This is a genomic window from Rathayibacter sp. AY1F9 (genome assembly GCF_002932155.1).
In the GTDB taxonomy this organism is placed as follows: domain Bacteria; phylum Actinomycetota; class Actinomycetes; order Actinomycetales; family Microbacteriaceae; genus Rathayibacter.
Genome location: NZ_PSVA01000002.1, coordinates 1 through 13074, shown reverse-complemented (window position 1 = coordinate 13074; position 13074 = coordinate 1). Strand labels below are relative to the sequence as shown.

Genomic DNA, 13074 nt, shown 5'->3' with positions numbered 1-13074 from the left:
CGCGTCCGAGAGAGACGGCACGTAGCCGACGGAGCGAGATAGGTTGAAACCGCGGAGAGGTGAAGAAAACGGGTAATCCGGCCGCGTAGCGGCTCCCGCCGGCGGTGCTCCGTCACCGCTGCGCGTGCGAAGCTCGCGCCCCACCGGAGAAACAACGTCGGTAGGCTTCGGCTAGGTGACGCTTGATCACCCCGGACGGGAGAACGACATGAACGCCGTGATCTACCGCATTCGATCCATCGCCGCATTGCTCCGCGCGAAGTTCACCACAGCGCCGGCGGCGCTTCCGACGGATCCGTTCGGGGAGCCGCCTCGCGAGGCTCACGACCCGCGCTCGTACCAGGAGGAGTCGTGGAAGGCACCTGCGCCTTCCACGCTCAACTTCCACTGAAGCCGTGCTCCCTAGGGGAGCATGAGGGGTTCGCCCCTCACAGGCTGGCCCGCACCGTTCACCGACCTGAGCGGTTGCTCGATGCTTTCGGCGCGGAACTCAGATCGACTGCGGTCGGATCTGTACGCGATTGACGGCGTAGGCGGCGCCACCTGCGATGATCCCGGCGACGAGGAAGGCCGGGAGCGGAACGAACCCGAACGCGGGGACGTACGTAGGTTCGGTGAGGCCCGCGGGAAGCAGCGGGACGCTGACCGCGATAGAGCTACCGAGTGCGGCCCCGATCGACTCGCGCGTGACGGTCAGCCGGCGGCAGGCGCGGCGGACGACCGCTCGGCTTGCGAGTGCACCGACTGCGCTGTAGGTGCCCACGATCGCCCCCAGGATGACTGTCACGATGAAGAAACCGACAAAACCGACGACGCCAATGGTGATTTGGTTCCCATCGCTGAAGTCGTTGTACTGGAACAGCAAGGAGACGAAAGGGGCGCTGTAGAGGATCGCGACGATGGCTCCGAGGAACGCGCCCACACAGACGGGGTGTCTTTTCATCCACAGGGGCACGTGTACTCCTTCGTTCTGAGGCTCACAGTAGCCCTGTCACAGCGGCCCTGCGCCTCCTAATCGGCCACTACACCCGCGGCGCTCGGTGCTCGAGCGATCGAACGGTCACGCGACGGGCCTTCACCTGAAAACTCACAAGCCCGCCTGACGACGTGGAAGGCGCCCGCGGCCTCCACGACGATCCGATTCCAGGAAGATCGCGCTCCCGATGAGGTGAAGAATCTCAATCAGGTTGTCAACAGCGCCGCAGGCTCCATCAGCCGGCTCCGTCCGGCCGGGTTTGCCCGGCCCACGGCCTGAGGCGGTGACCTCGTGCGCCCGCTGGCACGCTGCGTACGAACCAAAAGCTGGTCGCCCTCGAAGAAGCCACGGCGTGCTTGACTGAGCTGCGGATCCGCGGGATCCGGACGGGGGACCCAGGGGAATGAAGCGAATCAGAGACATCCTGAGCAAGTTGCTGAGGCGCAGGCAGGATCCGCTGCCGATGGATCCGTTCGGAGAGCCCGGTGGGCCAGTGGCGACGAGGCAAACTGCCGACTCGGTTGCTCTCAACCAACTGCCGATCAATCAGGCGCGAGCAAACCTCTAACTGGTTCTGCATGCGGGTCTGCCCGCTGCTGGTGGAACCGCTGGACGGAGCAAATATGGGGCACATGAGCGTTGCATTTGAGGGTCTGCTCGGGCTGGACTACCACCAGATACTTTTGAACAGTCAGCTCTACGACGACGTGATTTACGACGAAGCGTTCGAAGGTAGCTCGAACGAACTCGTAGGGGCGTCCGCGCCAGGATCGTTGTGCTTGATGACCGGCTCTGCCACGGGCTATCTCCGCGTTCGCGTCGTCGTCTCGGACAGAGAGCCGGAACTTGGAACGTGGGAAGACATCATCGAGGTGCCGTTCGAGCCAAAGACCTCGACACTGAGCTTGATGAGCCTGTTCCCGGATGTCACCTACCCGTCTCCGCTCGTCCACACCATGGTGAGGTTCGAACTTGCCGGAGGTAGCTACCGCGCTCGCTGGTCAATCAGAGGTTTCCAAGCAGCATGGGACCTCGTCAGCGACGGCCCAACGCCGGACGAGTATCAGCTTGATCTCTGGCCTGCTCCCCCCGTTTCCGAGTCGGTCCGTCGTCGGAGTGGCACCATCGGCTGAACCCGGGGAACCGAGGATCGTGCCGCTAGCCGGCGAGTGCGGCGCCCGACGACGCGTGTAGCGGCACCGTGGACGACATAGTCAGCGACACTTTCTTCCCCGGAGGCGCGGGAGGCGAATAGGGGCGATCGTCTCGGAACATCGCCCAAATGACGTCGATGCGGCGCCGCGCAAGAGCGAGAATGGCCTGCTTGTGCGACTTCCCCTCGGCACGTTTGCGGTCGTAGAAGACTCGTGACTCGGTTTTCTGCTGCACGCTGACCATCGCTGCGAGGTAGCAGGCGCGCAGCAGCCGTCTGTCGTACCGGCGTGGCCGGTGGTGATTGCTGCTGATCTTGCCCGAGTCACGGGGCGCCGGGGCGAGGCCGGCAACGCCGGCGAGCCGGTCGGCGCTGACGTAGATGCTGAGGTCAGCGCCGGTCGATGCGAGGAACTCGGCCGCGAGCAGCGGCCCGAAGCCCGGCATCGAGCGCAGGAGTTCGGCGGCACGGCTGGTATCGACCCGGGCGGCGATGAGCTGGTCAATCTCCGCGATGCGACTTTCGAGGGCGATGACATCGAGTGCGAGTCTGCGGGCGAGTTCCGCTGCGATCGCCTGGCCCGGGAGCACGCTCTGCTGGCTCTTCGCGGCCGCGACTGCGCTGGTGGCAGTCGCGACCGCGGTCCGACAGCCTTGCGCGCGAAGCCACCGGGCCAGGCGCGACTCCCCCATCTTCCGGATCGCGTCCGGCGTGGCATAACCAGTGAGCAAGAGGAGCGAGGCGCGGCTGGCGGAGTAGTTGAAGGCTCGCTCGAGCGCGGGGAAGTACTCGAGCAGGTGCCCGCGAAGCCTGTTGATGGCCCGGGTCCGGTCGCAGACAAGGTCCTTCCGGTGCGCGGTCAGCGCGCGCAGCTCGATCCGGGTCTCATCCGCGACGCTCAGCAGTTGCAGGTCCCGGCGCATCCGCGCCTGGTCGGCGATGATCGCCGCGTCCTTCGCGTCGGTCTTCCCATCACCCCGGTACGCCTTCGCCGCGTGATGCACGGCATGGCCGGGGATGTAGACGACTGGCAGGTTGTGAGCGGCGAGAAGGCCGAGGATCAGTGCCGCTCCCCCACTACTGAGATCGATCGCCCACAGGCATTCCGCGCCGGCTGCGAGGTCCGTGACGGCAGCGATCAGCTCGAGTAGCGCCGCCTCGTCGTTGGCGACACGGGCGGAGTAGAGCTTGACGCCGTCGGCGTCGATAACGACGCAGTGATGGTGTCCCTTCCCCGCGTCGATTCCAGCCCAGATTTGCGGCATGGCCGCTCCCTTCGCAACGTCAGGTGGTGGTGATGGTCGCGCCGACTTTTCCTTACGCAGCGATCTGGTCGCTTCTCTCAATTAGCGGTCGAACCATCGGGTGGACGGCGGGCGGCCATTCTTCACGAGCCGTCACAGCGGCGAAAACCACAGAGCCATACCCGCCGTCCTCGGACGATCGACACACTACGACTGCACCGAAACCGCCCGAGCAACAAGGTGAGGAAAACCTAGAATCGCGCCGCGTAGCGGCTCTCGCCGGCGGTGCTCTGGCGCCGCTGCTCGAGCGGAGCTCGCGCCCCCGAACGGGGAGACGGGTGAGGCTTTGACCGTCTGCGCGACCGCAGTTCCGTCCGGCGCGAGAAAGCGGCCTGTGGCACTGTGTGCAGATGATGATGTGGCGTGAGACGGCGTCAGCCGAAGCGCAAGAGGATCTCGACGGCCTGCTCGATCTGACGATGACCCGCGCCGTTGAGGCTCTCGGAAAGCGCGGTGAGCTCGGCCCGTTCTCCGCCTCGATCGACACCGACGGGCGCAGCGTTCTGAGCATGGTGGAGCCGGAGCCGGGTCGCGGGAACAACTCGTCCCAGGCGGACCTCGACGAGCTCCGGCGTGCGAGCAGAGAGAATCGGCAGTCGTTACGGGCGGTCGCGTACGTCAGCGTGGTCACGATCAGCGGGAGCGGTGATGCCATCCGAGTCGAGTCGGAACATCGGGAGGGCATCGCGCTGGTGGTCCTGGTTCCCTACACCCGGCTTCGTCTTCGCAAGCAACTGAAGCTCGGCGAGATGCGCCTGCAGGCCGGCGTAGTCGACATCTGGGCGCCGGAGGTCTGACTTCCTCGCGACCGATGACCACGCATGACCGCGTGTCCCACGAGGAACGCGATGCCGAGCGTGAGCCAGGCCAGTAACCAGGCGAGCAAAGGACCTGCCGCGTAGCGGCTCCCGCCGGCGGTGCTCCGTCACCGCTGCGCGTGCGGAGCTCGCGTCCCGCCTCCGGCGGGACACGGGGGAGCGCGAGGGGGTCCCCCCTCGTGGCCGGCCCGAAGGCCGGCCCCTCCCCCGCGCTACTCGGCGGGCGTCAGGAACGCGATCAACGCGGCGGCCTCGGCGGTGCCGTCGTCGTAGACGGGCATCCCGCCGGGTCCGCACTCCCCCGGCAGTCCGAGCGTGTTGCGGGTGTGCGTGAGGATCTCCGCGTCGGTCGCGGTGGCGTTCTCCGGGTCCTCGTCGCGACTGGTCGCGAGGATGAGGGCGAGCTGGTCGGCGCTCGCGCGGCCGGGGTCGGTGCGGGTCATGGTGTGGTCCTCTCAGCGGCTCAGGAACGGGGCGACGCGGCGGGTCGCTGCGCGGCGGGCGTGAGTGATGCAGTGGCGGAACGAACCGCTGGTGATGCCGTGCAGCTGGTCGGAGTGCCACGCTTCCCAGACCCCGCACTTACGGCGGGTGACGTGCACCGAGGGCGTCGTCTTGGGGTCGGTGCCCACGACGCGGACGTCGACCGCGCGGGTGCCTCCGAGCGTGAGGTAGGTCTTCGTGGTGGTCTGCAAGTCGGTGGTGGTCTGCATGGTGTGGGTGCTCCCTCTGGCTGATCGTTTTTCTTTGCCTCTCCGGCGGGGAAAACCGTTTGAGTGGAGGCGGCGCAGTGACGCCGATAGCGGGTGAAATAAGCCCGCAGGGCGCGTCCGCTCTCGGTGGCACGGAGCCGGTGGAGCGAAATAGGTTGAAACCGCGGAGAGGTGAAGAAAACGGATGGAACGGGCCGCATCGCGGCCTCCCATTGGCGGTGCTCCGTCGCCGCTGCGCGAGTGCAGCTCGCGCCCCGGAACGGGACACCGGGGAGCGTGAGGGGGCCGCCCCTCACGGGCGGGCGGCGCCGGCCCGCCCGCTTGGTTCCTTGGCTGGTATGCGGCGCTGGCGGATACGGTGGGCGGATGAACCGCCTGACGGTAGCTGCGATCGCGATCGCGGTGCTTACTCTGGCCAGCGGTTGCTCCGCGACTGCGCCTGAACCTGCGTCGAAAGCGCCGAACGGCGATCCGATCGTCGCCGCTCGCAACCTTCCTGATGCTGGTGGCGTCGTCGCCGTTAGCGACGCCAGTTCAAGCTGCGGCGAATACGTTCTTGAGCAAGGCGGTGACTTGCCTAGCGAGGCTCGAGCCTGCCTCGCGACGGCCGCCCTCGCAGGAGAGGATGCGGAACTGGCGTGGAGCACACCGACCACCGAAGGTGACCCGATCGTCTCGTTCGCGTTCGTCGGTGGCTCGATCGACGGCGTCGACGTGTACACGACGACGGCGTTCGATCGCCACAACGGTCTTGAAGAGCCCACGGGCGTGGGTGCCAGCTGGTCACTCCTGCACTGTGCCGATCCGGCAGATGTGCACGGTTCCGGCGACTGCGCACGCTACGTCGAGGGATGAACCCCGAGCCGGAGGCGTCGGAGACTGGGCCGCATCACGGCTTTCGACGTGCGGTGCTCCGTCACCGCCGCGCGCGCGCAGCTCGCGCCCCGCAACGGGGCACTCGGGGAGTGTGAAGGGTCGCCCCTCACGGGCCGGCGGTGCCGGCGAGGAGGGCAGCAGTGGCTGCGGAGAAGAGAACAACGGCCGCGAGGAGTGCGCCGCGGGCCCGGGCGCGCTTGTCGACCGCGACCTCGGACACTTGCGCGGAGTGGATCTCGGAGTCGCGATAAAGCGGCACGATACCGGCGACGACGAGCGCGGCACCTGTCACGGCCAGCAGCAGAGCGATCCAGTCCCACATGCCGACCAACTTACTCAGCCGCGGGGGCGGCGCTGCGGCGGGGTGCGCGCTGGGTGGTCGTGGTGACGACGGCGGTCGCGCGGATGAGGTTGGGGCCGATGGCGTCGGCTTCGAGGACGCGGCCGGTGCGGCGGTTCTCGCCGTCGCCCCAAGCCACGGTGCGCTCGTAGCCGACGATGATTACCGCGTCTCCCTTGTGGAGGGAGGCGAGCACGTGCTCGCCCAGTTCGAACTTCGCTTCCACGTAGTGCGTGGTCGGGGCGTCGTGCGGGGTCCACTCCCCCGCGCGGTATTCGCCGGTGTTCTCGATGACGCGCAGCTTCACGATCTGGACGCGGCCCGCCTGCACGGCCTCGGGGTCGGCGGCGAGGTTGCCGGTGATGGTCCTGGTGCTCATCTGTCGTCTCCTGCTCGTGCGGTTGGTGGGTCCCGTCGACGTCGACGGGTTCTCGGTCGCGGCCGCGGCCGCCGGGGTGTCGGTGGGGGGTGTCTCGATGCCCCAGGACGCCAGAGCGTCGCGGCGGGTGACTTCCACGGGCGGCTCGGACAGCGCTCTGCGCTGTTCGAGCTCGGCGCGCGTGACGGTGAGGTCCGGGACGCGGCGCTCGTCGCCGTAGGCGAGGCGGTAGAGCCGGTCGGCCTCGTTCTCCAGCCAGTCGACTTCGCCTTGCCGGTCGGCCTGTCCGGCGAGGTACCCGGCCCGGTAGTCGTCGCCAGTGACGTTCGGGCCGGTCATGCGGCGTGCTTCTCGATGAGGTCGGGGCGAAAGCCCGACCAGTGGTCCTGGTCGCTCGCGACGACCACGGGGGCGGCGGAGTAGCCCAGCTCCTCCGTGACGTACGCGAGCGCTGCGGGGTTGGTGGTGATGTCGACGGTGGTGTACTTGATGCCCTTCTTCTCGAGCACCCGGTAGGTCATGGTGCACTGCACGCATGACGGCTTCGAGTAGACGGTGAGCATCAGTCGTCCCAGCGGTCGCCGCGGTGCGGGTCGTGCTCGTCGTTGACCGGGGACCAGGCGTGCAGCTCGGCCCACTTCTCGGCGGCGTCGGTGTGTCCGGCCTGGGTGAGGAGGTCGATGATGCCCGTCGCGCGCCAGCACGGCAGCGTCGGGGCGATCGCTTCCGTGACGGCCGGGTCGGAGAGCGTGGCCGCGAAGGCCGCGACGGCCGTCTGGTAGGTCGCCGCCGGGTCGGGCGTGGTCTGCTGCTGCTCGCTCATCGGTGGGTTCCTTCCGGGGTGTGGGCGTCGCCCTCGTCGTCGTCGCTCGCATGCTCCGCGATCCACAGGTCCGCGGCCTCATCTCGTCCGAATGCTCGCAGGAGTCCGGCCAGCGCGTCGACCTCGGCGCAGCTGAGTCGCACGGCCAGCTCGTCGGCGGTGTCCCCGTGGGAGAACACGGACGCGAACTCGGCCACCGCGTCAAGGAGGGTCGGCTCCTCGGCCGCGGGGCTGGTGGTGATGGTGTCGGACATGGCGTTTGCTCCTCGGTGGTGGTGCGGGTCAGGATTCGGTGCGGGTGAGGGTGTCCACGAACATGACGCCCTCGGGGCCGGGGATCGTGGCGGTGTGTGCCAGCGCCCACCCGCCCCGTGCCAGACCTGAGAGGTCGACGTCGCGCTCGGCGATCCGGCGCAACTGGCTCTGCATCCCGTCCTCGTTCGCGGCCGGGACGAAGGTGCTGACGGTGGTGATCTGCTGCATGTTCTTCCTCTTCCTCATCGTTTTTTGCCGTGATTCTCAATCAGATTTGTCAAGCCAGCGGGGGCTGTCTGGCTCGGTCGTTCTTCCTTCTCTCCCAGCGTTTTTTTGCCTGGAAGGCACGTAGTGCCGAGCAGGGTCGGAGGTGGGAGCGCAACCCGGAGGGCGGCGGAGGAGAGGTTGTCGGCGCGATGTGAGGGAGCGCAGCGACCGCGTGCCGAGAACGTCGGAGGAGCCGGCCGCGCAGCGGCTTGCGTGGACGCCGCAGGCCCGTACGCTGCCGAAGGCTTCCAGGCAAAAATGCGCACAGCGCACAACACCGCGCCGACTGCAGGTCGGCGTCCGCTCGTTCGCAGTGCCGCCCGCGCAGGGGTTCCATCGGCCGGAGGACGATCCCGTGCGGGACGGCCCAGGCCAACGTTCAAGCACCTCGAAACAATGACCGGACGTCCTCGAGCGTGAACCTTGTCACGACGGCAAGCTCGTTCTCATTCGCGCCAGGAAGGCAAGCCCTGCTCCCGTGTACGGTTCGCCTACAACGTCGCGTGAGACCTTCAGCACCGCGGCGGAAACTCTTATGGGGAATGTGGACGAAGGAGAGCCTCAGTGCAGATCAGGCATGTCGCAGCGGCTCTCTTGAGCCTGCTCCTCCTCACCTCATGCGCGGCCACGCCACGGGCAGTCGAAGGACCAGCAACCACCGGCGAAACCGACTCCGACAGAGTGGCCGGCGAATGGGTGGAGTTGCCAGAGTCGCCGCTATCTGCCCGCCAGGGCGTCAGCGCCCAGGTAGTCGGCACACGCTTCGTTCTGATCGGTGGATCCACCGACCTGGCATGTCCTCCGACTGCGAGCTGCGTGCCGTCCCTTACCGGCTACCGGAGCGATGGGGCTGTCTACGATCCGGACACGAGAACCTGGCAGCGGATCGCGGAGGCGCCGGTTCCGGTGAGCTTCTTCAGCACCGCGGCAATCGATGACAGCCTCTACCTCCTTGGCGCAGCGGATCTCACAACGGGCGACGACGTGTTCCTCCGCTACGATCTCGGCGCAGAGGAGTGGCAGCCCTTGCCGGACCCACCGACCACCGGCAGCAGCATCATCGCCACCGATACGCAGATCCTCGCGATCGCCGGGACGAACGAGTTCGGTCCTACCGAGGATGCCTTCTTCTCACCCACGACCGGAGCGTGGACCCCGTTACCGCCGGATCCGCTCGGCGACAGCTTCAATCGGAGCGCGGTCTGGCTCGGCGATCGCCTCCTGCTCTCTGGTCAGCAACTCATCGACAACCCGGGCGCGGAAGCTCCCTCGCTGACGCGGATGGCCGAGCTCAACGCAGACTTGACGACATGGACGCTGCTGTCGGACAGTCCGATCATCGGCGGCAGCCCACTCGCTGTCGGGGACGACGTCATCTTCCCCGAGCGGGGAAGCGCGGACGGTGGTGAGGTGGGGAACTGGGGCCGCTTCTACGACCTCGGCGGAATCTGGAATGCCTCGACTGGAGAATGGAAGACGCCACCGGCGGGCAGGCCGGACCCTGCTCAGCACGGTCTGTGGACGTCTGCACGCGGAGCAGTCAGCAGCAACCTGGCACTCCTCGATGACTCGCTCCTCAATCTGTCGGAGCGCACCTGGAGCCGGATTCCAGAACCGCCACGTGGCACCCGCCTCGGTCAGACGGTAGTCGTCGGAGAGGGCGCGGTCCTCGTCTGGGGAGGCACCGATGGTGCACAAAACGTTGCCGACGGCGCAATCCTGTACCTCTGACCCGGGGTACACGTCAGCTTCACGCACCAGCTAGCTTCCCGCGCCGCCTCCAAGAACAGAGACGCCACTTTGGCCAATGGACCACGCGCAGTGTGGCCAGCGCATTCATCGGCCGTGTACGGGCGGCCGTCCTGAACCTGGCAACCTACCCACGCACGGGTCTGATCGACTCCGCGTTTCAAGCACCGGCATCGAAAGTATGGACCGCTGACACATCCACAACGGCTCCGGACGCGAATCCGGCAGGGTCTATCGATGTGATTGAGTACCTGGTCTGGTCCCGGAAGATCGCCCAGATCACGTTGATGCGGCGTCGAGCGAGAGCGATCAGCGCCTGCTTATGCGACTTGCCTTCACGTCGCTTCCGTTCGTAGAACGAGCGCGAGACGGGGCAAGTTCTGGAAGCGATGAAGGCCGCCTGGAAGCAGGCGTTCAGCAGGCGCCGGTCGTAGCGCCTGGGCCGGTGGTGGTTGCCGGAGATCTTCCCTGAGTCGCGAGGTACCGGCGCGAGGCCGGCGAAGCTGGCCAGCCGATCGGGACTCTCGAACGCGGCGAGATCAGCACCGGTCGCGGCAAGGAAGTCCGCGGCGAGCCTGCGCCCGAATCCCGGGATCGACACCAGCAATTCCGCCGAAGTGCTTCCCTCGAGCGCTGCTTCAATCTCTGCCTCCAACTCGGCGAGCTCGTCCCGGATGCGGAGAAGGTCATGCGCGGACCGGCTGATCAGCCGAGCTGCGGCAGCTTCCCCCACGACAACGGAGGTCTGTTCACGAGCGGCCTCGATCGCTGTTTTCGCGACGACCGCAGACTTCCAGCACCCCTGCCCCCTCAGCCACGACGCGAGACGGCTCTCTCCCATTCGCCGGATCGCTGCGGGCGTCGCGTACCGAGTGAGCAGCACCAGTGGCCCCCTGGTCGTTGCGAAGTTGAACGCTGACTCCAGCGACGGAAAGTAGTGGACCAGGATCGCGCGCAGCCGGTTCACGGCGCGGGTGCGATCGTGCACCAGGTCCTCCCGCCGGGCCGACAGCAGGCGCAGCTCCGCCGTGACCTGGTCGGCCTGGCGCATGAGCGTCACGTCTCGCCGGGTCCGCGGCTGGTCGGCGATGATGACCGCGTCCTTCGCGTCGGTCTTCGCCTCACCCCTGTAGGCGCCCGACGCGTGGTGGATCACGCGTCCCGAAATGTAGAACAGGGGCTGAGCATGGGAGCTGAGGAGCGACTGCAGCAGCCCTGTCCCGCCGTGGTTCAGATCCGTCGCCCACGCGACGTCCGTCCCACCCGGCAGAGACGCGACGTCACCCATCAAGGTCAGGATCGCCGATTCTCGGTTCTTAAACCGCTGCGACAGCAGCTTCGTTCCGTTGCCATCAATGACGACACAGTGATGTTCGGTCTTGCCGGCGTCGATACCGGCCCAGAGTTGGGGCACGCAGGGTCCTTCCGTTGAGGGGTGCGGTGCGCCATGAACGACCTTGCCGGCATGTCCTTACGGGGCGATCTGGTCGCGTTTCTCAATGAGCGGTCCTGCCGTTGCGGGATCCCGGGCGGCTAATCACGGCGTGCCATCAGTCGGCTGAAGGCGGTCAGCCATACCCGGGATCCCTGGCGCGTTCCGGAGCCTACAACTGCCCCGGATCCACGGAAATAACGGTAAGGAAGGCGGTTCTCCGCCTGAGCAACCGGAGGGCGCAGTGCAACCCGCAGGGCGGCGGTGGAGAGAGTTTCGGCGCGATGTGAGGGAGCGCAGCGACCGCGTGCCGAAAGTCTCGGAGAAGCCGGTGGCGCAGCCACTTGAACGGAGCCCGTAGGTAGCTACGACCGCAGCGAAGCGGAGGGAGCCGCCGAAGGCTTCACGGCAAAAAAGGGTGTGAGCCCGTAGGGCGACCAACGGCGCCCGGCGCAGCCGGGCGACCTCCTGGCGGCGCTCCGTCGCCGCTGCGCGAGCGCGGATACGATGCGTCGATGGAGAGGGACCTGTTGTGAAGACCTTCGATGCAAGCGGCCTTGAGCCGCTCTCCGACGCTGAGTTCTGGCCCGTCATCGACGTTCTCGGCGGCAAGCTGTGGCAGAAGACGATCGCCAGCGCCGAGCGAGAGCTCGCGCGGCGAGAGGATCAGCAGATTCTCCGGTGGGCGGAGACGGTAGGGCTGAAGGCGCTACAACTGAACAGTGTCATCGACTTCGGCGGTGATGCCCTGTGGTGCCTCGGAGCGACGATCGGGAAAGGGCAGGCGGTCTTCGAGGCGGTACAGACTGATGCTGACACCTTCGACCCCAGGTGGTGGAACGACAGCTCCCTGAGCGTCCTGTTCATCAGTTCCGGTGCTCTGGAACGCCGGCACGGTCCGCTGATAGTCACTACGTCATTCACACCTACGCACAAGCACCTCATGCACCGCGCCTACCCGGACTCCTTCTGACTGTGGAGTGATTGGCCTCCTCACGGATTCGAGTGACCTGCTTCATTCGCAGCAACTCGCTTGACCAGGGATGCACCCGCAGGGGGGGGCAGGGAGTTCCGACGCGATGTGAGGGAGCACAGCGACCGCGTGCTGAAAGTCTCGGAGGAGCCGGTGGCGCAGCCACTGTAGCTACGACCGCAGCGAAGCCAGGGAGCCGCCGAACGCTACGGAAAAAAGTTGTGAGCTCGTAGGGCGACCAACGGCGGCCGGCGCAGCCCGGCGACCTCCTGGCGGCGCTCCGTCGCCGCTGCACGAGCGCAGCTCGCGCCCGCTTTGTCATAGTCGGCCCGCCCGCGGCCGCCGATGTCACGATGTGTCCATGAGGGAACGCACGGTGATAGCGGTCGTCACCTCGAGCGTGACGGGAGAACCGGACATCACCCTCGACGGACGTCCCATCGGGGATTTCGTGACCGACGACGATCCGGAGGGTACGGGTGACGTCTTCACGGCACCCTGGGGCGAGTGGCGTCCGTTCCTCCTCTCGCTTCTCGGAGAAGGACCATCGGTCGTCACGGCCATGCTTCCTGACCGGATCGCGCTGGCCAGCTGCGCGTCCTGCGGCGACTCCAGCTGCGGCATCCTCTTCAGCGCAGAACTCGTGCGCAGCGACGAGATCGTCCAGTGGAAGGACTCCCGGTGGGAGTCGGAGACTCTTCGACCTCTTCCACCTCCATCAACGCTTCTCGGCCGGCTCAGCCGGCGGCTTGGCTTCGGCGTGACCGATGAGTTCGCCGGATGGTGTCCGAACGGAGAGCTTGTTCGTACCCTCACCTTCGAGAGGGAGCAGTACGACGGCGCAATACGTGAGGCACTGCGTCTGACGTGACCCGCAGTGACACGAGCGCAGTTCGCGCCTCCGGAACGGGAATCCTGGGGACCCTTCTATGGCTTCTGGTCAAGTCGCGGCGCAGGACGCTCGCAGCGTCTGTCGTCGTCGGGGGCGATGACGCGCGGAGAACGTTCTCGAGGCT

The 13074-nt window shown here is 66.8% G+C and carries 18 protein-coding genes; 7 read left to right on the top strand and 11 right to left on the bottom strand.

Annotated elements, in window-relative coordinates; translation table 11 throughout:
* Positions 1-208: 208 nt before the first annotated feature.
* Complete coding sequence (locus C5C37_RS01750; protein WP_104335274.1) at positions 209-391, top strand: hypothetical protein; 183 nt, start codon at positions 209-211, stop codon at positions 389-391.
* A gap of 99 nt (positions 392-490) precedes the next feature.
* Here the strand turns inward: C5C37_RS01750 and C5C37_RS01745 are convergent, their stop codons facing one another.
* Positions 491-955 carry a hypothetical protein gene (locus C5C37_RS01745; RefSeq protein WP_104338328.1) on the bottom strand — a complete coding sequence of 155 codons (465 nt, stop codon included), beginning with the start codon at positions 953-955 and terminating at the stop codon, positions 491-493.
* Between the two features lie 653 nt (positions 956-1608).
* Here C5C37_RS01745 and C5C37_RS01740 point away from each other — a divergent pair.
* Positions 1609-2109, top strand: coding sequence for a hypothetical protein (locus C5C37_RS01740; protein WP_146085146.1), 501 nt, complete (start codon positions 1609-1611; stop codon positions 2107-2109).
* 25 nt (positions 2110-2134) lie between these two features.
* Here the strand turns inward: C5C37_RS01740 and C5C37_RS01735 are convergent, their stop codons facing one another.
* Entirely contained in the window at positions 2135-3394 is a 1260-nt protein-coding gene (locus C5C37_RS01735; RefSeq protein WP_104338327.1) for an IS110 family transposase, read from the bottom strand.
* Between the two features lie 389 nt (positions 3395-3783).
* On the opposite strand from C5C37_RS01735, the gene C5C37_RS01730 reads away from it, so the two are divergent.
* The gene (locus C5C37_RS01730; RefSeq protein ID WP_104335276.1) at positions 3784-4230 is read left to right on the top strand and encodes a hypothetical protein; all 447 of its coding nucleotides are present in this window, start codon (positions 3784-3786) and stop codon (positions 4228-4230) included.
* A 233-nt stretch (positions 4231-4463) separates the two neighbouring features.
* Here the strand turns inward: C5C37_RS01730 and C5C37_RS01725 are convergent, their stop codons facing one another.
* On the bottom strand, positions 4464-4694 hold the full coding sequence (locus C5C37_RS01725; protein ID WP_104338325.1) for a hypothetical protein: 231 nt from the start codon (positions 4692-4694) through the stop codon (positions 4464-4466).
* Positions 4695-4706: 12 nt separating this feature from the next.
* Positions 4707-4964 carry a hypothetical protein gene (locus tag C5C37_RS01720; protein WP_104338324.1) on the bottom strand — a complete coding sequence of 86 codons (258 nt, stop codon included), beginning with the start codon at positions 4962-4964 and terminating at the stop codon, positions 4707-4709.
* Between the two features lie 366 nt (positions 4965-5330).
* On the opposite strand from C5C37_RS01720, the gene C5C37_RS17045 reads away from it, so the two are divergent.
* Positions 5331-5819, top strand: coding sequence for a hypothetical protein (locus C5C37_RS17045; RefSeq protein ID WP_146085145.1), 489 nt, complete (start codon positions 5331-5333; stop codon positions 5817-5819).
* Between the two features lie 127 nt (positions 5820-5946).
* On the opposite strand, the gene C5C37_RS01715 is transcribed toward C5C37_RS17045, so the two are convergent.
* The 6 genes from C5C37_RS01715 to C5C37_RS01690 are packed head-to-tail and all read right to left on the bottom strand — an operon-like array spanning position 5947 to position 7865.
* On the bottom strand, positions 5947-6162 hold the full coding sequence (locus C5C37_RS01715; RefSeq protein ID WP_146085144.1) for a hypothetical protein: 216 nt from the start codon (positions 6160-6162) through the stop codon (positions 5947-5949).
* 10 nt (positions 6163-6172) lie between these two features.
* A complete protein-coding gene (locus tag C5C37_RS01710) occupies positions 6173-6898 on the bottom strand; it encodes a single-stranded DNA-binding protein (RefSeq protein ID WP_104338322.1) in 726 nt (241 codons plus the stop codon).
* Positions 6895-7125, bottom strand: a complete 231-nt coding sequence (gene nrdH, locus C5C37_RS01705; RefSeq protein ID WP_104338451.1) for a glutaredoxin-like protein NrdH — start codon at positions 7123-7125, stop codon at positions 6895-6897. The genes C5C37_RS01710 and nrdH overlap by 4 nt, the downstream gene beginning before the upstream one ends.
* A complete protein-coding gene (locus tag C5C37_RS01700; RefSeq protein WP_104338321.1) occupies positions 7122-7382 on the bottom strand; it encodes a hypothetical protein in 261 nt (86 codons plus the stop codon). Before C5C37_RS01700 ends, nrdH begins: the two co-directional genes overlap by 4 nt.
* Entirely contained in the window at positions 7379-7636 is a 258-nt protein-coding gene (locus C5C37_RS01695) for a hypothetical protein (protein ID WP_219812386.1), read from the bottom strand. The genes C5C37_RS01700 and C5C37_RS01695 overlap by 4 nt, the downstream gene beginning before the upstream one ends.
* Before the next feature lie 28 nt (positions 7637-7664).
* Positions 7665-7865 carry a hypothetical protein gene (locus C5C37_RS01690; RefSeq protein ID WP_056045781.1) on the bottom strand — a complete coding sequence of 67 codons (201 nt, stop codon included), beginning with the start codon at positions 7863-7865 and terminating at the stop codon, positions 7665-7667.
* 603 nt (positions 7866-8468) lie between these two features.
* Here C5C37_RS01690 and C5C37_RS01685 point away from each other — a divergent pair.
* Positions 8469-9635 (top strand): hypothetical protein, encoded by a 1167-nt coding sequence (locus C5C37_RS01685; RefSeq protein ID WP_146085143.1) that lies wholly within the window; start codon positions 8469-8471, stop codon positions 9633-9635.
* 178 nt (positions 9636-9813) lie between these two features.
* On the opposite strand, the gene C5C37_RS01680 is transcribed toward C5C37_RS01685, so the two are convergent.
* On the bottom strand, positions 9814-11067 hold the full coding sequence (locus C5C37_RS01680) for an IS110 family transposase (RefSeq protein WP_258073997.1): 1254 nt from the start codon (positions 11065-11067) through the stop codon (positions 9814-9816).
* Between the two features lie 550 nt (positions 11068-11617).
* Between C5C37_RS01680 and C5C37_RS01675 the strand changes: the two genes are divergently transcribed.
* Both C5C37_RS01675 and C5C37_RS01670 read left to right on the top strand, forming a co-directional pair.
* Complete coding sequence (locus tag C5C37_RS01675; protein ID WP_104338319.1) at positions 11618-12058, top strand: hypothetical protein; 441 nt, start codon at positions 11618-11620, stop codon at positions 12056-12058.
* Between the two features lie 361 nt (positions 12059-12419).
* Positions 12420-12929: a hypothetical protein gene (locus C5C37_RS01670; RefSeq protein ID WP_104338318.1), complete on the top strand. Its 510-nt coding sequence runs from the start codon at positions 12420-12422 to the stop codon at positions 12927-12929.
* Positions 12930-13074 lie beyond the last annotated feature (145 nt).

Excerpts from the sequence above, each read along its gene's own strand:
- C5C37_RS01750 (WP_104335274.1), top strand. The coding sequence starts at position 209 with ATGAACGCCGTGATCTACCGCATTCGATCCATCGCCGCATTGCTCCGC.
- C5C37_RS01740 (WP_146085146.1), top strand. The coding sequence starts at position 1,609 with ATGAGCGTTGCATTTGAGGGTCTGCTCGGGCTGGACTACCACCAGATA.
- C5C37_RS01735 (WP_104338327.1), bottom strand. The coding sequence starts at position 3,394 with ATGCCGCAAATCTGGGCTGGAATCGACGCGGGGAAGGGACACCATCAC.
- C5C37_RS01730 (WP_104335276.1), top strand. The coding sequence starts at position 3,784 with ATGATGATGTGGCGTGAGACGGCGTCAGCCGAAGCGCAAGAGGATCTC.
- C5C37_RS01725 (WP_104338325.1), bottom strand. The coding sequence starts at position 4,694 with ATGACCCGCACCGACCCCGGCCGCGCGAGCGCCGACCAGCTCGCCCTC.
- C5C37_RS01720 (WP_104338324.1), bottom strand. The coding sequence starts at position 4,964 with ATGCAGACCACCACCGACTTGCAGACCACCACGAAGACCTACCTCACG.
- C5C37_RS17045 (WP_146085145.1), top strand. The coding sequence starts at position 5,331 with ATGAACCGCCTGACGGTAGCTGCGATCGCGATCGCGGTGCTTACTCTG.
- C5C37_RS01715 (WP_146085144.1), bottom strand. The coding sequence starts at position 6,162 with ATGTGGGACTGGATCGCTCTGCTGCTGGCCGTGACAGGTGCCGCGCTC.
- C5C37_RS01710 (WP_104338322.1), bottom strand. The coding sequence starts at position 6,898 with ATGACCGGCCCGAACGTCACTGGCGACGACTACCGGGCCGGGTACCTC.
- C5C37_RS01700 (WP_104338321.1), bottom strand. The coding sequence starts at position 7,382 with ATGAGCGAGCAGCAGCAGACCACGCCCGACCCGGCGGCGACCTACCAG.
- C5C37_RS01695 (WP_219812386.1), bottom strand. The coding sequence starts at position 7,636 with ATGTCCGACACCATCACCACCAGCCCCGCGGCCGAGGAGCCGACCCTC.
- C5C37_RS01690 (WP_056045781.1), bottom strand. The coding sequence starts at position 7,865 with ATGCAGCAGATCACCACCGTCAGCACCTTCGTCCCGGCCGCGAACGAG.
- C5C37_RS01670 (WP_104338318.1), top strand. The coding sequence starts at position 12,420 with ATGAGGGAACGCACGGTGATAGCGGTCGTCACCTCGAGCGTGACGGGA.